Here is an 18,032-nt window from a genome sequence, read left to right as displayed (position 1 = left end):
GGCAGCGCCGCCTCGAACCCCGCACGGGGCGAGGCCCGTTGACACACCCAGGGAGTGGTTCGTGGCGGAATTCGACGGCAAGGTGGCCCTGGTCACTGGTGGGTTCAGCGGCATCGGACATGCGACGGCCGGTGTCCTCGCGGCGCGCGGCGCGACCGTCGTGGCCGCCGGGATCCCACCGGCGCGCGGCGCGGAACCTCTTCCTCCCGGGGTCAAGCCCGCCTACGCCGACGTCACCGACGAGACGGCCGTCGCTGACCTCGTCGACCACGTCGCAGCCGCACACGGCGGCCTCGACATCCTCGTCGCCGCCGCCGGCATCCAGCGCTACGGCGACACCGCGCAGACCACCGCCGACACATGGAACGAGGTACTCGCGGTAAACGTGACCGGAGCCTTCTACGCCGTCAAGTACGCGCTGCCCCACCTGCGCGCCCGCGGCGCCGGCTCGATCGTGATCGTCTCCTCCGTCCAGGCCTTCGTCACACAGCACTCCGTCGCCGCCTATACCACCAGTAAGGGCGCGCTCAACGCGCTCGCGCGATCGGTCGCGGTCGACGAGGCGAAGCACGGCATCAGGGCCAACACGGTCTGTCCAGCCTCGGTGGACACGCCGATGCTGCGGGCCTCGGCCCGTTCCTTCTCCGACGGCAGCGATCAGGCCGCGCAGGACGTGGTCGAGTCATGGGGGCGGATGCACCCGCTGGGTCGCGTGGCACGCCCCGACGAGGTCGCCGAAGCGATCGCCTTCCTGGCCGGCGACCGCGCCGGCTTCATCACCGGGATCTCGCTGCCGGTCGACGGCGGGCTGCTGGCCAAAGCCGCGGTGGTGCTCCCGCAATGAGGCCCGAGATCGCGATCCCCGGCAAGGCTACGGTGGGCGAGGGCCCGGTGTGGGACGCGGCGGTCGGCCGCCTGCACTGGGTCGACATCCCCGCCGGACACATCCACACCAGCAATCCGGCCACCGGCCGGACCGCGAGTCTCACGTTGTCCACGCATGTCGGCGCCGTGGCTCCACGCCGCACCGGAGGCTTCGTCGCCGCGACAGCGGCGGGCTTCGCCGCCGTCGGCGCCGATGGATCGATGACCGTGCGCCGGGCGTTCCTGCCCGACAGCGAGCGCATGAACGACGGGAAGTGCGACAGGCAGGGGCGCTTCTGGGCGGGCAGTACGACGATGGACTTCCAGCGCGGCAAGGGCGCGCTGCACGTCCTCATGCCCGACTGGACGAGCCGCGTCGTCCTCGACGGACTGGCTCTGCCCAACGGGCTCGACTGGAGCCCCGACGGACGCACCTTCTACCTCGCCGATTCCCTCGCGGGCGAGATCTGCGCCTTCGACACCGACCCGGAGAACGCCGGAATCAGCCGTCGGCGCATCTTGTCGCGGATCCCCGCCGCCACGGGGATGCCGGACGGACTCACCGTCGACGCGGAGGGATGTCTGTGGGTCGCGGTCTGGGGCGGTGAGCGCCTGGTACGGATTTCCCCGGACGGGGATCTGCTCGGTGAGATCCCGATGCCCGTGCACCAGCCGTCCTCCTGCGCCTTCGGCGGGCCCCGCCTGGACATCCTCTACGTCACGTCGGCCCGCGAAGGCCTCGATCTGTCCGACGACGATCCCGCGGGATCCGTCTTCGCCCTCGCCCAGGTGAGTGCCGTGGGGATGCCGTCGACCCGATTCGCCGGATGAGTCACCGTCTCCTGCACCGATGGGCCGCCCAGCCCAGGAGGCACGTCCGCCGAACTCGGCGTGCTCTGCGCCCCGGTCACGCCCCCTCAGACGGCGGCGCCGTCGACGCGCGCACTTTCAGGGTGCTGGGCATGACGTTCTCACGCTGTGCCGGGGGCCGTCCGTCCAAGAGGTCCAGCAGGATGCGCGCCGCCCGCCGGCCCAACTCGACGCTGTGCAGGCTGACACTGGTCAGCGGTGGATCGACTAGTTCCGCGGCCGCCGTGTCGTCGAAGCCCACGACCGAGACGTCAGTCGGCACGCCGCGTCCGTGCTGCCGCAGCCAGCGCATCACACCGAACGCCATGCCGTCGTTGAACGCGAAGATCGCGGTGGGCGGCTTGCCCCGCGTCATCAGCCGTCCGGCCGCCGCGAAGCCGGATCCGTCGGTGAAGTCGCCGTACTCCACCAGGTCGTCGGAGAACTCGCGGCGCGCGTCGACGAAGGCGCGGCGCACCCCACGCAGCCTGGAGGCCATGGCGAGCCGGTTCTCCGTCGGACCGCCCACGACGCCGATCCGGCGATGTCCCAGGGCCAGCAGATGCTGGGCGACCGCATAGGCACCGCCTTCGTCGTCAGGATGGACGCAGCACAGGTCGTCGTCGGAGTAGCCGATCACGACCACGGGGTAACCGGCCGACCGGAGGACGGACAGTGCCTCCTCGCCGGCCCCGGCTTCCACCAGCAGCCCGTCGACCTCACGGCGCCGGGTGAAACGGCGGTAGGCCGAACTCGCATCGTCCGGTACTTCCCTGGTGGACAGCAGTAGTCCGTAACCACGGGCCGCCAACTCCCGCTCCGCGCCTCCGACCAGACGGACCAGGTGATCGTTCGAGAACGCGAAACCAGGATTGTGCGGAACGGCGACACCCACGATTTCCGTGCGCCCGCTCGCCAGAGCACGGGCACCCGCACTCGGACGGTAGTCGAGCAGACGCATGGCCTCGAGCACCTTCTCCCGGACGCTGTCCGTCACGGTCGGGTCGCCGTTCACGACCCGGGACACCGTCTGATGGGAGACACCCGCCCTGACCGCAACGGTGCGCAGAGTCGGTCTGTCCGACACGCAAGGCCCCCTGTTCGATGATAGCGATGACCGTTCACTTCACTTTTGAGCGCATCGTACGGCTCATCTGTGCCTACTGAAAGCCACACGACACATTGACGCACCGCTGGTGCAGCCCTAGTTTCAGAAGCTGTCAAGTGAACGGTCACTCCCGGCATCCGACCGACTGGACGAGGCTCAGACCGACCGGACGAGGCTCACGGAACAAAGGATCCCGATCATGAGCGACAAGGCGTCGGAACGGAACTCCCCGCCGCCCCACACCGGCGCGCTCACTCGTCCTCAGGCGCTGGTCCTGGGCACGAATGCAGCGATCACGGCAGGGCTGGGCAGCACAGTCTCCGTCGTGAGCGCCTCCGGCCGGCATCGACGTCCGCGGATACCTGCACCGGTCCGCGCTCGACAACTACGAGTGGGGCCACTGGGCCCCACGTTCGGACTCATCGCCGTCGACCGCAACACCTTCGAACGGCACCCCAAGCCCAGCCTCGCGTGGCTCGGACAAGTCGCCGCGACGGGCGCCGCGGAGCTGCCCAAGAGGATCACGTCCTTCGAACCCGCCCTCGCGGGGGCGGCCACCGGGGCACTGTCGAAGGACAGCCGCCTCGGCGACATCCTCGACGTCGATCACGGCCGGGCCGTACTCCAGGCGCACGTTCCCAAGCTGATCGGCAACCCGCAGCTCGCACTGGCGCGAGGCTTGTCGCTGGCGAGCATCGCCAGCTTCGCCGCAGAAGTCCTCGGCGACGACGTCCTCGACCGCATCGACAGGGAACTGCGTGCCGGCAGTGACTCCGGTCCCCGGACGCACCGGAGTGCGGACGGGCGCCGGGAAGCACCCGGGACGACGGGACGGGAAGAAACGCAGGAACGCCCTCACGAACAAATGCAGGAGGAATCGGACAAGATGGCCGACACCGACCCCGCCGCCCCCCTTGCCGCTCCCGACGGCACGGTCCGCGCGAAAGACCTCACGCTCGCCGAGAAGGCGTCGCTGACCAGCGGCGCCGACTTCTGGACGACGAAGCCGGTCGAGCGCGCCGGCATTCCGTCGATCATGATGACCGACGGCCCGCACGGCCTGCGCAAGCAGGCCGGAGCCACCGATCACCTCGGCCTCTGTGAGAGCGTCCCCGCGACGTGCTTCCCGCCAGCCGTCGGCCTCGCGTCGACCTTCGATCCCGAACTCGCGCGGCGGGTCGGCGAGGCGCTCGGCACCGAGTCGGCAATCGAGGACGTCGCGGTCATCCTGGGCCCGGGGATCAACATCAAGCGGTCGCCGCTGTGCGGCCGCAACTTCGAGTACTTCTCGGAGGACCCCATCGTGTCCGGTGTGCTGGGCGCGGGCCTGGTGCGCGGCATCCAGTCGAAGGGGGTGGGCTCCTCGCTCAAGCACTTCGCGGCCAACAACCAGGAGCACGACCGCATGCGGGTCAGCTCGGACATCGACCCGCGCCCGCTTCGCGAAATCTACCTGCGCGGCTTCCAGCACGTCGTCGAGGACGCCCAGCCGTGGACCGTGATGTGTTCCTACAACCGCGTCAACGGGGTGTACGCCTCGCAGGACCCGTGGCTGCTCACCGAGGTACTGCGCGAGGAGTGGGGATTCGAGGGCCTGGTCGTCTCCGACTGGGGCGCGGTCGAGAACCGGGTCGAGGGTCTGCCCGCTGGGCTCGACCTCGAAATGCCGAGCAGCGGCGGCCGCACCGACGCGCAACTGGTGGCCGCAGTCGAGGACGGCTCGCTCGAGGAGCGGGCCGTGGATGTCGCGGCCGAGCGCATGCTGGACCTTGTACGCAAAGCGCAGGCGCGGCCCACGGTGGACGGACCGCTCGACGTGGACGCGCACCATGCGCTCGCCCGCGAGGCGGCGGGCCGCTCGATCGTCCTGCTCAAGAACGACGGCGTGCTGCCGCTGGCCCGACAGGTGCGGGTCGCGGTCATCGGCGCGTTCGCCGAGCAGCCCCGCTACCAGGGCGCCGGGTCCTCGCTGATCAACCCGACCAGGCTCGACACGGCGCTGGAGGAGATCCGCGCACTGTCGAGCGGTCAGGTCTCCTACTCGGCGGGCTTCACCGTCGACGGTTCGGGGGACACCGCAGCCCTGCGCGAGGAGGCCGTCACCGCGGCGGGCGCAGCCCAGGTCGCCCTCCTCTTCCTCGGCCTTCCGGCCGCGCAGGAGTCCGAGGGCTTCGACCGCGAGCACATCGACCTGCCGGCCGTCCAGCTTGAACTGCTCGACGCCGTCGTCGCGGCGAATCCGAACACCGTGGTCGTGCTCTCCAACGGCGGTGTCGTCGCCCTGCCCTTCCGCGACCGCGTCCCCGCGATCGTGGAGGGGTGGCTGCTCGGTCAGGCCGGCGGCGGGGCGACCGCCGACGTGCTGTACGGCGTCGTCAACCCGTCGGGCAAGCTCACCGAGACCATCCCGCTGCGTCTCGAGGACAACCCGTCGTACGGCAACTTCCCCGGCGGGTTCGGGCACGTCCGCTACGGCGAGGGTCTCCTCGTCGGCTACCGCTGGTACGACGCCAAGGGCCTTGAGGTCGCCTACCCGTTTGGTCACGGCCTGTCGTACACGACCTTCTCGTACGGCGAGGCGACAGCCTCGCTGAACGATCGTGGGAACGTCGTCGTCACCGTGCCGGTCACGAACACGGGCGAGGTCGCCGGCCGCGAGATCGTGCAGGTCTACACGTCCCTCGCCAGCTCGGCCGTGCAGCGCGCGCCCCGCGAGCTCAAGGCATTCGCCTCCGTCGCCCTCGAAGAAGGGGAGATGAAGGCCGTCGAACTCACCGTACGCCGAGCCGACCTGACGTACTGGGACGTCCGCGTCGACCGCTGGGTGCTGGAGGGCGGCGACTACACCATCGAGGTCGGTGCGTCGAGCCGCGACCTCCGCGCCACCGCCACGGTGACGCTCGACGGCGATGCCGTGAACCTCCCGCTCACCATGGAGTCCTCAGTCGCCGACCTGATGGCCCACCCCGTCGTCGGCCCCATGGTGCAGCAGGCGATGGCCGATGGCTTCGGCTTCTCCCTGGACGACGCCGCCACGGTGAACCCGAATGAGGAGGGCCTGCGGAAGATGATGGCCGCGTTCCCGATCGGCCGCCTCGCGGGCTTCCCCGGGGTGCCCGTCAACCATGAGCAGATCCAGGCACTCGTGGCGATGGCGAACGCGCAGCAGTAGCGTCGGCGATACTCCCCCGCTGATCGCCACCGACCTGCGCAGGAAAATAACGGATGGCCGTGGAAAGCCCAGCTCTCCCCTGTCACCGCCGCGGACATCACCGCCCACGCCGCGCGGATGCCCGGCTACGGCGTGGCCTCCTGCTGGTTCCGGCGGGCCCTGGGACGACGCACCGCCCAGGGCCCTCCGTGCCACGTCGACCGCCGCAGCCTTCCTGAACCGGTCGTGGAGCGGCCCGGCACGGCCACCGCCGGGGCAGTTGCAGCGTGATGTCTGAATACAGTGAGGGCCGCGACTCTTCCTTGGACTCCTTCAGCACCTCCACCGCAACCTCGACCCAGCGCGGATCGGCATTGCCCCGCCCGCCCTCCGCCTGCGCGGTCTTCGGCACCGGCCCTAGCTCGCCGAACTCGCGAGAGGCCCGTGCCCACCGGCCCACCGTCCGCGCGGTCACCCACAATTCCGTCGCCTCGACCTCATACCGAGCCTTCAAAGGCAGGCCAGGGGTGTACTGGCCCCGTCTCGCCTTCTCGCCGCGCGCCGTGAACCTCGGCCCGCGTACACTCCCGGCAGGCCTGCGGGCCCTCATCCGCAATCAGCGGCAGGCGGGCCAAGATGTCCCCTTCAGTAGGAAGGGCAAGACCAAGGGTCGCGGCGGCGCGGTCTCATCTGGCGACGAGGTCTGGCATGTCTTCCAAGTAGTCGGCCGCGAGCTTGCGACTTTCCTGCGCGGTGAACGTTTGGCAGTCGCGCTGCCATGGGGCGACCAAACGATCCGTCAGTTGACAAGCATCATTGGGAATCAGTCAGAGGGCTGCGGCCGTAGGGCACGTCGAGCCGTTGGGCGAAGGCTTCGGGTCTCGCCAGAGCCTCGTCCTCAGATGGCCTTCAGGGCGAGCCACAGCGCGGTCAGATCATTGGTGTCGGCGATCTGCTTCCCGGTCAGCTGCTCGATGCGGCGAACGCGGTAGAGCACTGTCTGCCGGTGGACTTGCAGTGCCTCGGCCGTCCGTTGCCAGGACCTGCGGTTCTCGAAGAACACCCGCAGGGTCGTGAGCAGCTCGTCGGCCTGTCCCTGTGGCAGATCGAGGACGGGACGCAGTACGCGATCGACGAGTGCCCGTGCCTCTGCCGGGTTGCGGGGGCCGAGGAGTGGGTCGGCCTCGGCGTACCGCAGCAGTGGGGTTCCCTGCTCCTTCACGATGTCGAGCGACCACGTGGCCTCCCGTACCGCGTCGGCCATGCGGTCAGCGCGGACGATCAGATCGCTGGCGCCCGCCCGACCGAGCTGCCCGAGGGCCTGCACAAGCACCGGCACAGCGGCGTCGGGAAGGATCGTGAGCGAGGTGTCACCTCGCTGCACCGTGACGTGGCTGACGGCCGAGCGCCACAGTTCGAGGTGGGTGGTTGCGAGCAGATCTGGATCGTCGTCGTTGCGTGCCGCCACGCACACTGCTTCCTCGAGTCGGAGGCCGAACTCCTCCAGCCGGCGCTGGGCTGTGGTCGGTGCCAGTTGCGCGTCGAGGATCTGGAGCAGAAGTTCTGCACCTCTCCTGCGGTCGTGCTCGATCGTCAGGCGGGCTTGGGAAAGCGCCAGCGCGCACACCGTCGCGGCGTGCTGGAGGAGCAGCGCGTCCGGCAGTTCGGTCTGTTCGGGGAGGGCGACGAGGACCGCGTCCGGATGTGTCGGTACGTCGACCAGGAGCGCGTAACGGTCCCCTGCGAGGTGGCTCGCGATGACCCCGGCGCGGAGCCTTCCCCGGCGCTCGGCCACGGCGGTGCGAATCTCCTCGGGGAGCGGAACGACGCCCGGATACCAGTTGCGGCCGGTCGCCCGGTCGCACACCCGGACATCGCAGCCGAGCTCGCGGGACAGGGCACTCGTGAGCGATGTCAGTCCGGAGCTCTGCGAGGAGATCTGCTGCAGCGCCTGGTAGATCCGTTCGGTCCGGATCAGGCGCTGGGACTGTTCGAGGAGGGTCGCCTCGGCGACGGCGCGGGAGATCGCGACGAACGGCATGGGGTAGGCGATCCAGAGCACCGGGAAGCCCAGTTCTTCGCTCGTCCGGGCCAGCAGTCTGGTCAGTGGCGGGGCGTACATCTGCTCGCCGATGGCCAGAGCGGCGGCACCGTGATCGACCAGGTGCCGGATCAGCTCCTTCTGGCCGGACGCACTGCGGGGAATGGGCTTGCCGTTCGTCATGAGGAGTTCACCGCCGGCCACCCAGCGCCATGGCTCGGGCAGGTCTGTCGTGTGCGTCCACGAGACGGGCCGGTCCAGCGCATCGGCCCCTGAGTGCAGCCTCAGGCGCAGATGTGGCATCTCGAGCAGCTCGCCCACCGTGATCGGCATGGGCTCACGGTAGACGGCGTCTGACCATACGCATAGCAGTGTTGTGCGAATGGATAAGCACGATCGAGAATTTTGAGCGCTCCGGGCCTACGCGACGCACGTCACGGCGGCGTACATGTGGACGCCACACCTCCGCACGGCCGCCGCGAGCCAAGGACTCCTCCATGACTGCTCGATCGAACCTCATAGACGACGCGCCTCTGACGCGCTTCCACAAGAAACTGACCGCCTACTCGTCGGGCGGACCGTTCATCGACGGTTACGCGATCGCGGTCATCGGTGTCGCTTTCACGACGCTTACGCCGGCCCTGGACATGACCACCGGCGACAAGGGTCTGGTCGCGGCCGCCAGCCTGGTCGGCATCTTCGTGGGCGGGGCGGTCTTCGGTTACGTCACCGACAAGATCGGCCGGCACATCATGTACATCGCCGACCTCGCTGCTCTCGCGCTGTTCTCCGTGTTGTCCGCCTTCACGACGGAGGTGTGGCAGCTCGTGCTCCTGCGCTTCCTCCTCGGCGCGGCCATCGGTGCCGACTACCCGATCGCCACGTCGCTGCTGGCGGAGTACCTGCCGCGGCGGTTCCGCGGCCGGATGCTCGGTGCGACCTTCGTCGTCTGGGCGATCGGTGCCGCAGCGGCCTACGTCGTGGGCGTGGGCCTGGGGGAACTCGGCGCGAACGCGTGGCGGTTCATGCTCGCCAGCCCGGCCGTGTTCGCCATGGTGACCCTGTTCCTGCGGCTCGGTACGCCGGAGTCGCCGCGCTGGCTGCTCAGCAAGGGCCGTCCCGACGACGCCGACCGGGCGATCAAGAAGGTCTTCGGTCCGCAGTACGGCGTTGGGGACCTGACCGCGGAACCGGCGCTCGCGCGAACTGGCTACACCACACTGTTCCGCCCGCCGTACGTCAAGCGCACCCTGTTCGTAGGCATCTTCTGGACCGCCCAGGTGATTCCGCTGTTCGCGCTCTATTCCTTCGCCCCCGACCTGCTGGCGGGCATGGGAATCACCGGGAACACCGCCGAGGTCTTCCTCGCCGTGCTCTTCGTCATCGGCGGAGTCCCCGGGCTCTGGCTGGTCGAGCGAATCGGCCGCCGGGCGCTGCTGCTGTGGTCCTTCGGGATCATCGCGGTCGCCCTGGGCATACCCGGTCTCGTGCCCGGACTGCCGACCTGGGTCTCCTTCACCTCGGTCTGCGTCTTCGCCCTCGCCTCCGGAGGCTCCAGCTTCCTCGAGGTGGTCTACCCCAACGAACTCTTCCCGACCGCGGTCCGCGCCACCGCCGTCGGTGTGGGAACGGCGTTCTCCCGCATCGGATCGGCCGCGGCCACCTTCCTGATGCCCTTCGCCCTGGCCAAGAGCCAGAGCCTGCCGCTCCTCATCGGCGCCGTCGTGTCGGTCGTCGGGCTCCTGGTCACGCTGGCCTGGGGCCTCGAGACCCGAGGCCGGGCGCTCAGCGACACCGCCGCGGGCGCCGACCACCCGGCCGAGCCGGCTGCTTCCTCCCTCACCACCACCGTGACGAACTGACTGGAGACCGTGATGAACCACGACAGCCGCCCCGCCCCGATCGGAGCCCTGGATGCCACGAAGGTCCCCCGGTTCGCCGGCCTGGGCACCTTCGCCCGGATCCCCGACATCGGCTCGGTCAGCGACTATGACATCGCGGTCCTGGGCGTGCCGTTCGATGGAGGCACGTCGTACCGCCCGGGCGCCCGCTTCGGGCCGATGGGCGTCCGTCAGGCCTCGCGTCACCTGCGCCCCAAGTTCCATGTCGAACTCGACACCGCACCGCTCGAAGCGGTCCAGGTCGTCGACGCCGGTGACGTTCCCTGCACACCCTTCAGCATTGACGAGGCGGTTGCCCAGATCGAGGACTACGCCCGCGACGTCGTGGGACACTCCGACCGGCGCATCGTGACCATCGGCGGTGACCACACCGTCGCGCTGCCCATGCTCCGCGCGGCCAGGGACAAGCACGGCCCGATCGCGCTGGTCCACTTCGACGCGCACCTCGACACCTGGGACACCTACTTCAACGCCCCGATCACCCACGGCACGGTGTTCCGCCGCGCCTTCGAAGAAGGCCTGCTCGCCGAGGACAAGTCCATACACCTGGGCATCCGCGGACCGATCTACGACCAGATGGACCTCGTGAACGACAAGGCGTTCGGCTTCCGCGCGATCCGTGCGGGGGACCTCGACGTGATCGGAATCGAGGGGGCGGTGGACGCCGTACGGCGACGGGTGGGCGACGCACCGGTGTACGTCTCGGTCGACATCGACGTCCTCGACCCCGCATTCGCCCCCGGGACGGGCACTCCGGAGATGGGCGGGTTCAACAGCAGGGAACTGCTTCGCCTGCTCCGCAGCCTCGACGGACTCAATATCGTCGGCGGTGACGTGGTCGAAGTCGCCCCGGCATACGATCACGCCGAAATCACCTGCGTCGCCGCCGCCACCGTGGTCTTCGACCTGGTCACGCTCATGACGAAGAGCAATGTCCCCAAGCCCCTGCTCACATCCGCGAACCACTCCTGATTCAGGACGCGACGGAGCAGCCACCAAGGGCCGTCAAGGCGCCGACCGCTTTGACGGCACCGCCACCTAACCGCGCGTGCGGGGCGCCCCGGCGGATCGCATGCCGAGATGGTCGCGCGGCCGGGAGGCCGGCGACACCACCACCGAATCGATCCGCGCCGGCGCACTTGCTGGGCCACCACGGTCTGCGCGAACTCATGCTGAGAACGGCTGCCACCCGTGGCCTGGACCATCCGGTCTCCTTCACTGAAACCTTGCGCTCTGCCCGGCGCAGCGTGACCTTCACGCCCGGCGGCTCCGAGGCCAGCCCCGCGTCGTGAAACGCAAGATGTCCAACTACCACCTCAAGCGAACTGAACACCGTGTCGGGCCGCAGCCGACACCGGTGGTCAAGCCGTCCTCATCACAAGACCCCAACCGACAGGCCCCTACTGACCTTGGAAGTGTGATGTCGTTGGGGGCTGACGGATCGTTGCGGTATGCCGTTTGTATGAGGTATCCGCAGAGTGGTGTGCTGACGCCTGAACGGCAGGCGTTTCGTGAGCGGATCCGGATGGAGGCGGCCGAACGGTTCGGCGCCGGTGCCTCCAACGCGGAGGTCGCCAAGGATTTGCGGGTGAGCGTGCGTTCGGTTCAGCGGTGGCGCCGCGCCTGGCAACGGCGAGCAGGACGGAGGTGGCCGCGCCTTGTTCCGCTGGCTTCCAGGGCAGGGCGGGGGTGCCGCTGTCGGTATAGCAGACGAGGAGTGCTGGATCGACGTGGCGCATCAGGTTGGTGCGGACCACGCCGGGCATGACGGCGTTGACGGTAATGCCGTCACCGGCCCAGCGGCGGGCGGCTTCGACGGCGTACATGGTATTGGCCGTCTTGGACGGCCCGTAAGCGGACTGCGGGCGAGCGCGCCGACCGAGGCCCCGCAAGCCAGCAGCAGGACCAGCGTGCTGCTTCCCCACAGCCTGTCGAGGGCGTGCCGTGGAATGACGGCTGTCGCGAACCCGGCGTTCACCACCATGACCACAGCTGAGGTGGCCGTCGCCACTCTTATCGCATCCGAACCGAGGCTGGCGTCCGCCCACATGACGACCGGGACGGTGACGAATCCGCCACCGAATCCGAACAGCACCGCCGCGAGTCCGGTGCGGACTCCAATACCGAGCAATACCGCAACACCCACAGGGGCCACTCCACCAGCTTCGGAGCTGTTCCCGCATGCGATGCGAGATTCGCGCGCGCGTACTCGTACATCGCCAGGTTGCCGGGTTGGATCCGAAGTTCGTGACCTGCTAAGGGGTGCCGACGGCCGCGGCCGTCGGGGCGAGTGGGGTGACCGTGGTCAGTCCCGCGACGAAGCCGCCGAGCGCGGCGGCCAGATCGGTGCGCCTGAAGAGTCTCCGCAGAGTGGAGGAGCGCATGGAGGAACTCCCGTAAGTGGTGGGGAGAAGCCGGTGCGACCTGCTGGGGCACCGGTGACCTGACATGTCGGCTTACTGGGAGGGGACCGTACGACCGGTCGGCTGACCCACGCCATGTGACGGGAAGCCAGGAAAGCGGGAGCAGACGTGTCACGTATCCCCATGGCGTCGCCGGTACCGCTGTGACATGAGGGCTTCGGCGGTAGGCGACGCCGTGCAGACCGGGCGGTCACCGCTCACCGCACCGGCCGCCATCCGTCAGCGCATGGCGACGGCAGGACCATGGGGAGACGACGTGCAGACCTGGACCTCTCGTCGGACACTGGAGTGAGGGCGGTGGCCGCAGGCGTAGCCGTGCAGCGCGACACCGGCAGCACCCCCGTTCACGGTGATCGCGCGTCGGCGGCGCTGACCTCCTGCCGAGACGCCATGGGTGCCCAAACGGCGCTGGTGAAAGCGCCAGGCAAGAGGAAACGAGGAGAAGTCGGAGGGTGGCCGTGGCCGCCGACGAGGGCCTGGCCAAAGCCCGCACACAGTGGAGAGCCGAACGATGACGACTGCCAAAGACATCATGACCCCTGCAGCCCAGTGGATTCCCCTCAACGAAACGCTGGACCGCGCCGCGCAGATGATGAGGGACCACAAGGTGGGGGCGCTGCCGGTCAGCGACCCGAACAACGACGACCGAATGTGCGGCATCATCACGGACCGTGACATCGTAGTGAAATGCATCGCCGCAGGTCACGACCCCGCGCAGGTGACGTGCGGTGACCTGTGCGAGGGCACGCCGCGCTGGATCGACGCCAGTTCCGATGTCTCCGATGTCCTGCGTGAGATGGAGGACCACCGGATCAAGCGTCTTCCGGTACTCAAAGACAAGCGCATGATCGGCATGATCAGCGAGGCGGACGTCGCTCGTCACCTCACCGACGACCAGCTCGCCGAGTTCGTTCACCGCGTGTACGCAGGCTGATCCAGGCAGCCACCTTAAACGCGGTCGCTCAGCCGGCGGAGCAGGGACCAGGCGAGGCCGGCCGAAGTGGGGCCGGCGCGGCCGGCGCCGCGCCAGTCGGGCGATCGTGGTACCGCTCCTGACCCTCGCCGGGAACTGGCCGCTGGGCGCCCTGCTGATCGCCGCCGAGTGCAGCGGGCGAGCCATGCGCAATCCGCGCGGGACGCGATACTCGCCCACACCACCGCCACGCTGGGACGCGGCTGGACGTTCGGAGTGGGCACTCGATGCCGCCGGGGCCATGGCCGGGCCGCTGGTCATGGCGGGAGTGCTTTACCACCACGGCAGTTACCGCGCCGGCTTTGCCGTGCCCGCCGTGCCCGCCGTGCCCGCGGTGCCCGCGGTGCTCACGCTGGTCGTGCTGGTCGTGCTGGTCGTGCTGGTCGTGCTGGCAAGTGCCTACTGACGGTCCGCCCACTACCGAACCCGGAACGGTCCCGACCAGCCCCGGCGCCAAGCCCGGGTACGCACCGTGTCCACGGCCTCGCCATTGTTACGGCTCTGGCGCGTACGGGGTGTGCTGCGCAGGTTCCCGCCTACGAACCGGTGGACGAGCGCTGAAGAGGCTGCGTCGTCTGCGGGGTGGCGAGCCCGCCGTCGCCGGACAAGGCCAGCACTGCTGTGTCGGTGCGGATGCGCAGGTACTTCTGGGCGGTGGTGTGCCCGTCCTAGCAAGCGCGGACGTTGCCGGCGAGGACCCGCCTCGCGTGATCGAACCGTGCCAGGTCGGCGGGGTGGACGTCCCATGTGCCCGGGTGCGTCAACGGAGCACGGGTGGTTCTTCGAGCCAGTCGCTGATGCCCTATACAGCGGGGCGCAGGCAGTCCGGTTTTCTTTGTCCAGCAAAGCTGGAAATGTTCTGGCCGTAGGCGTCCTTCCAGAGCTTGTCCAGGATGGTTACCGGGTTGTCGCCGGAGATCTCGACCGTCTGCATGCCCTTGTCCTGATTGGTGAAACAGGGCCTCTGCCCCCGTCTGGACCTGTCGAACTGCGCATACGGTGCCGTCGGCATGAGGCTGAAAACCAAGCCTAGTGGCGGCGGACTGCAAAGCCCGTGCGGTTGTTCCCAGCGTCGAGCCGAGGAGGAAGCATGATTGACCAGCGCGAGGAGACGGACCGCATCGTGGTCGGGGTGGACGGCTCGGACTCATCGAAGCAGGCCCTTCGCTGGGCCGTGCGTCAGGCGGAGCTCACTGGTGGTGTCGTGGAGGCGGTGACTGCTTGGAATCTTCCGCCGTTCCACTACTCGATCCCCCGCTGGTTGCCCCCGGAGACCGGCGATGAAGCAGCTCTCGAGAGCCAGGCACGGACAGAACTCGCGGCAGCTGTTGAGGAAACCGTGGGATCACAGCCACCGGTGGAGGTACGTGCCGAGGTGCGCAACGGCACCGCAGCCACTGTGCTGCTCGACGCGTCCCGTGACGCGTCCTTGCTTGTGGTCGGCAGCCGGGGTCTCGGAGGCTTTTCGAGGCTGCTGTTGGGATCGGTGGCCCAGCATTGCACTCAGTACGCGGCCTGTCCGGTCGTCGTGATCCGCAGCAGCGGACAGTAAGCCCGGCGGTCATAGCCGACCGCCGCCCGGTGGGCACCGGACCCGACCGCGACGGCGTCTCCCGCACGCGAAACACCGAGCTGCCGCTCGCGCCGCGCGCCCAGCTCGCCGCCGAACGCCTCCCCGCCACCCCGCCCGCCGAGCCGAAATCGCGCCCAACGGCCGGGCGCCGCGTGCTCGGTGCCGGCCCCGCCGCGCCAGGACAGGCGACCGACACGGTGACACCGGGTGGCTTTGTACGTGAGCACGCAGCGCAGGCTGCAGCGCTCACCCGGCACTTCGCGTCCGGCAGGCGGGTGCGCACCACATGCCCGCCGCGTATGACTGCGGGTGCAGGACGCGCTGTGCGCCCACGACCGCGCTGGCGCAGATCATCCCCAGCAGCGCGCCCGCGACAACGTCCGCCGGGTAGTGCACCCCGGTGTGGACCCGCGAGTACGCCACCGCGGTCGCCGGCAGGTCCAGCGGAGCCGCCGCCCACGGCAGCTCCGTGCTGACGGCCGTGGCGAAGGCGAACGCGGACGCGGAGTGCCCAGAGGGGAACGACGCGGAGGCTGGCATGGGCACGTGTCGGGCCGGCGGCACTTGGCCGGCGTCCCGGTCCGGGCGGGGGCGTCGGGCGAGGACCTTGACCAGTAGGTTGGCGCTCGCCGAGGCGGCGCCGATCGCCGCGGCCCCGACCAGGGCAGCCCGGCGCGGCGCACCCGGGCGCAGCGCGAGTATCCCGGCGATCGCAAACGAGATCTTGGAGTGGTCTGCCGCTGCGGAGAGCCGCCGCAGGGCGGCGTCCAGCTCCGGGGCGGGCGTGGCCGCGCTCGCCACGTAGACCGCCCGGTCGATGGCGATCAGGTCCCGGACGACGCGCCGGACGCGGGTGCGCTCATCCACGCGCCACCGTCGCTCGCTTCGCAACTGGGGCCGGGGAGGGCGCCTGGCTCGGCCGGCCCAGGGCGATCCGGCCGATTCTCCGCCACTCCACGCGTGGTGCGGGTGGCGCGCCGGGGCGGTCGCGGGGCACGCGGACGTGAAGGGCGCCCGGGGTGATGCTGCAGTGCACGGGGGTCTCCATGGTCAGTGCCTCACCGTCCATGGGGATGCCCCGCAGCTCGTCATCTGGCGTGGACGGCTGGCGGCCCCGGCCGACGCGCAACCGCGCGAGGTGCCACGGTCCTCAGCTGCGCCCGCGCAGCCCACCCCCTCGAAGGCGGCCTGAACCGTGACTCACCGCCTGTCGCCGTTCACGTCGGCGGCTGCCATATGGCAGGCACACGCTGGAAAGGCGTACCCCGGGACGTCGCCCTGCGAGCACTGAGCGAAGGCATCGAGGCCTGCGGGCACTGCCGGCCTGACGCTGAGCTCGGCCACCTGGATGGCTAGGCGCTGCGAGGCGATCACCATGAACTCCTTCAACCGGGTCTCCATCCTCAGCAAGCACCCCGTACGGCAGACCGCCACGCCGCAGCCGGGACCCCCGGTGAACGTACGAACCCCTCCGCACCTACATTTACGCATGGCCGGACACCGGACCCCACGCCCGAAAGGCTCACGATGACCATCGAAATCACCGACTCCCCCGACACGCATCGCTACGAGGCCCGCGTGGACGGGCAGCTCGCCGGCTTCGCCGAGTACCTGCGCACCAGCGAGAGCGGACTTGTCGTCTTCACGCACACCGAGGTCGACCCGGAGTTCAACGGACAGGGCGTCGGCTCGGCGCTGGCCCGCGCGGGCCTGGACGCCGCGCGGGCAGACGGGCTGCGGGTGCTCGCGGTGTGCCCGTTCATCACCGCCTGGATGGCCCGGCACCCCGACTATCAGGACCTCGCCTATCAGAGCCGCAGCAAGGTCGAGGACTAGTACTCCAGCAGCGTTTCGCTATCTGGTCTGGTCAGAGGCGTCGTCGGGAGTGTAGTGGTCTGGTGGTGTGTCAGGGGCGGTCTTGCCGGACTGCCGCCCCAACGAGTGGATCGCGAAAATGGCTGGGCTTTGGTAGGGACTGCGCGCCTCGCGTCCTACGGCCTGCCCTCCCGGCGCGAACGCAACAGCGCGCTGATGGACCTCGCAGCACAGATGCCCCCGCCGTCCTCAGCGGGGTCCTCGGCGTCTCCATCGGAGCGGCCACCGGCTGGGCCGCCGCAGGCGACCCCCGCGCGCAGTACGCCGCCGAACTCAGCCGCCGCTCGAAGAGCGGAGACCAGGGTCTGACTGTGCACGCGACTTCAGATGCCGTTTCGACGTGACTGTGGATGTCATGCCGGCCGAGCTCGGGCTGCGACCGCTCTGGTCTTTTCCTCGACTGCTGCGGGCTCTTGCCCTCGGAGAGTCGCAGGTCCAGGTCGAGCGCCCGCAGCGCAGCGAGGACGTACGACCTGGACGGGCGGCGAGCGACGGCCACAAACGGTCCGCGAGGAAGGGCCGCAGTGACATCCGAAGTGGCCTCGAAACGGCATCCGTACGCACTGACACAGCCAAGGGTCGGATGCTGGCGGTAACACTCTCGAAAGACGGAGGCCACGGCGTGAGTGAATAAGGGACATGCTCTTCGACTTTACGCACGACCACGACGGTGAACGGCTCAGCGGTGTGTACGGCGGTGATCTGTCCGGGGCCACCGCTGTGGTGCTGCATGGCGCAGGCACCAGCAGCACGGAGCGGCTGCTTCCGTTGGTGCGGGAGTTCGTGGCCCACGGTTGTCGCGGGATCGCTTTCAACTTCTCCGGGCACGGCGAAAGCACAGGGAAGCTCAGTGAGTTGAGCCTGCGGCGACGGTTCGAGCAGGCTGTCGCGGTGATCGATGCATACGCAGCCGGGCGACCTCATCCTCCATGTCCCGCCGCCCGTCACGCATGTCGGCGGCCCCCAGGAGCGGGAAGTCGGTGGGCACGAAGGCGCCCGCGGCGGGCGTGGGGTCGAGGGCCGAGCCGTCGTGCAGGGCGAGCCAGGACCGGACGTCCGGATGCGGCTCGAACCGGTTCTCCGTCACAGCCGTTATGAGTGCGGGCTCGGCGGGCGGGGCGAGTTGCCGGAAGTCGCCCGGGGCGTGCTCCTCCAGCCACCGGTCGAGCCGGGCCACGGTCCGGGCCAGTTCCATGGGGTGTACCCCTTCGTCGGACGGAGGTGATGTCGCGCGGCGCTGCCCTGGTCCTGCGAGGAGGGTCTCTCGCAAACGG

17 protein-coding genes and 3 pseudogenes are annotated in these 18,032 nt (G+C 69.3%); 12 read left to right on the top strand and 8 right to left on the bottom strand.

Annotated features, from left to right (window positions below; genetic code table 11):
• Positions 1-61: 61 nt before the first annotated feature.
• Positions 62-844, top strand: coding sequence for an SDR family NAD(P)-dependent oxidoreductase (locus ACIQFZ_RS29525; RefSeq protein WP_402692619.1), 783 nt, complete (start codon positions 62-64; stop codon positions 842-844).
• The gene (locus ACIQFZ_RS29520; RefSeq protein ID WP_402692618.1) at positions 841-1,695 is read left to right on the top strand and encodes an SMP-30/gluconolactonase/LRE family protein; all 855 of its coding nucleotides are present in this window, start codon (positions 841-843) and stop codon (positions 1,693-1,695) included. The genes ACIQFZ_RS29525 and ACIQFZ_RS29520 overlap by 4 nt, the downstream gene beginning before the upstream one ends.
• Before the next feature lie 76 nt (positions 1,696-1,771).
• On the opposite strand, the gene ACIQFZ_RS29515 is transcribed toward ACIQFZ_RS29520, so the two are convergent.
• Complete coding sequence (locus ACIQFZ_RS29515) at positions 1,772-2,800, bottom strand: LacI family DNA-binding transcriptional regulator (RefSeq protein ID WP_365430533.1); 1,029 nt, start codon at positions 2,798-2,800, stop codon at positions 1,772-1,774.
• Between the two features lie 362 nt (positions 2,801-3,162).
• Between ACIQFZ_RS29515 and ACIQFZ_RS29510 the strand changes: the two are divergent.
• Together ACIQFZ_RS29510 and ACIQFZ_RS29505 are read left to right on the top strand one after the other, a co-directional pair.
• Positions 3,163-3,320, top strand: a pseudogene (locus ACIQFZ_RS29510) (family 1 glycosylhydrolase); the annotation flags it as partial.
• Between the two features lie 366 nt (positions 3,321-3,686).
• Positions 3,687-5,993 carry a glycoside hydrolase family 3 C-terminal domain-containing protein gene (locus ACIQFZ_RS29505; protein WP_402692617.1) on the top strand — a complete coding sequence of 769 codons (2,307 nt, stop codon included), beginning with the start codon at positions 3,687-3,689 and terminating at the stop codon, positions 5,991-5,993.
• Between the two features lie 877 nt (positions 5,994-6,870).
• Here ACIQFZ_RS29505 and ACIQFZ_RS29500 read toward each other — a convergent pair.
• The gene (locus tag ACIQFZ_RS29500; RefSeq protein ID WP_365433412.1) at positions 6,871-8,346 is read right to left on the bottom strand and encodes a PucR family transcriptional regulator ligand-binding domain-containing protein; all 1,476 of its coding nucleotides are present in this window, start codon (positions 8,344-8,346) and stop codon (positions 6,871-6,873) included.
• Between the two features lie 164 nt (positions 8,347-8,510).
• Here ACIQFZ_RS29500 and ACIQFZ_RS29495 point away from each other — a divergent pair, with 164 nt between their 5' ends.
• From ACIQFZ_RS29495 to ACIQFZ_RS29485, 3 genes are all read left to right on the top strand, one after another.
• Positions 8,511-9,875: an MFS transporter gene (locus ACIQFZ_RS29495; protein WP_402692616.1), complete on the top strand. Its 1,365-nt coding sequence runs from the start codon at positions 8,511-8,513 to the stop codon at positions 9,873-9,875.
• Between the two features lie 12 nt (positions 9,876-9,887).
• Complete coding sequence (speB, locus tag ACIQFZ_RS29490) at positions 9,888-10,886, top strand: agmatinase (RefSeq protein ID WP_402692615.1); 999 nt, start codon at positions 9,888-9,890, stop codon at positions 10,884-10,886.
• A gap of 328 nt (positions 10,887-11,214) precedes the next feature.
• Entirely contained in the window at positions 11,215-11,682 is a 468-nt protein-coding gene (locus ACIQFZ_RS29485) for a helix-turn-helix domain-containing protein (protein ID WP_402692632.1), read from the top strand.
• A 10-nt stretch (positions 11,683-11,692) separates the two neighbouring features.
• Here the strand turns inward: ACIQFZ_RS29485 and ACIQFZ_RS29480 are convergent.
• From ACIQFZ_RS29480 to ACIQFZ_RS29470, 3 genes and pseudogenes are all read right to left on the bottom strand, one after another.
• Positions 11,693-11,740, bottom strand: a pseudogene (locus ACIQFZ_RS29480) (hypothetical protein); the annotation flags it as partial.
• 38 nt (positions 11,741-11,778) lie between these two features.
• A pseudogene (locus tag ACIQFZ_RS29475) lies at positions 11,779-12,060 on the bottom strand (sulfite exporter TauE/SafE family protein); the annotation flags it as partial.
• A gap of 109 nt (positions 12,061-12,169) precedes the next feature.
• The gene (locus ACIQFZ_RS29470) at positions 12,170-12,298 is read right to left on the bottom strand and encodes a hypothetical protein (protein WP_383061077.1); all 129 of its coding nucleotides are present in this window, start codon (positions 12,296-12,298) and stop codon (positions 12,170-12,172) included.
• A 550-nt stretch (positions 12,299-12,848) separates the two neighbouring features.
• Here ACIQFZ_RS29470 and ACIQFZ_RS29465 point away from each other — a divergent pair.
• Together ACIQFZ_RS29465 and ACIQFZ_RS29460 are read left to right on the top strand one after the other, a co-directional pair.
• Positions 12,849-13,271, top strand: a complete 423-nt coding sequence (locus ACIQFZ_RS29465; RefSeq protein ID WP_365437812.1) for a CBS domain-containing protein — start codon at positions 12,849-12,851, stop codon at positions 13,269-13,271.
• Between the two features lie 106 nt (positions 13,272-13,377).
• On the top strand, positions 13,378-13,716 hold the full coding sequence (locus ACIQFZ_RS29460) for a hypothetical protein (RefSeq protein ID WP_402692614.1): 339 nt from the start codon (positions 13,378-13,380) through the stop codon (positions 13,714-13,716).
• A gap of 396 nt (positions 13,717-14,112) precedes the next feature.
• Here the strand turns inward: ACIQFZ_RS29460 and ACIQFZ_RS29455 are convergent, their stop codons facing one another.
• Complete coding sequence (locus ACIQFZ_RS29455; protein WP_365436640.1) at positions 14,113-14,244, bottom strand: hypothetical protein; 132 nt, start codon at positions 14,242-14,244, stop codon at positions 14,113-14,115.
• A 156-nt stretch (positions 14,245-14,400) separates the two neighbouring features.
• Between ACIQFZ_RS29455 and ACIQFZ_RS29450 the strand changes: the two genes are divergently transcribed.
• A complete protein-coding gene (locus tag ACIQFZ_RS29450; protein WP_365775892.1) occupies positions 14,401-14,862 on the top strand; it encodes a universal stress protein in 462 nt (153 codons plus the stop codon).
• Positions 14,863-15,129: 267 nt separating this feature from the next.
• Here the strand turns inward: ACIQFZ_RS29450 and ACIQFZ_RS29445 are convergent, their stop codons facing one another.
• Positions 15,130-15,750: a phosphatase PAP2 family protein gene (locus tag ACIQFZ_RS29445; protein ID WP_383061075.1), complete on the bottom strand. Its 621-nt coding sequence runs from the start codon at positions 15,748-15,750 to the stop codon at positions 15,130-15,132.
• Between the two features lie 369 nt (positions 15,751-16,119).
• Here ACIQFZ_RS29445 and ACIQFZ_RS29440 point away from each other — a divergent pair, with 369 nt between their 5' ends.
• Positions 16,120-16,239, top strand: a complete 120-nt coding sequence (locus ACIQFZ_RS29440) for a DUF6233 domain-containing protein (RefSeq protein ID WP_365436631.1) — start codon at positions 16,120-16,122, stop codon at positions 16,237-16,239.
• Positions 16,240-16,410: 171 nt separating this feature from the next.
• Positions 16,411-16,719, top strand: coding sequence for a GNAT family N-acetyltransferase (locus ACIQFZ_RS29435; RefSeq protein WP_361427159.1), 309 nt, complete (start codon positions 16,411-16,413; stop codon positions 16,717-16,719).
• An 886-nt stretch (positions 16,720-17,605) separates the two neighbouring features.
• On the opposite strand, the gene ACIQFZ_RS29430 is transcribed toward ACIQFZ_RS29435, so the two are convergent.
• Positions 17,606-17,953: a hypothetical protein gene (locus ACIQFZ_RS29430; protein WP_402692613.1), complete on the bottom strand. Its 348-nt coding sequence runs from the start codon at positions 17,951-17,953 to the stop codon at positions 17,606-17,608.
• Between the last annotated feature and the right edge of the window lie 79 nt (positions 17,954-18,032).

It is taken from the genome of Streptomyces sp. NPDC093064, from assembly GCF_044754605.1.
Classification (GTDB): Bacteria; Actinomycetota; Actinomycetes; order Streptomycetales; family Streptomycetaceae; genus Streptomyces.
Note: the sequence above shows the minus strand (reverse complement) of the source record. Positions and strands in the feature narration are given on the sequence as shown.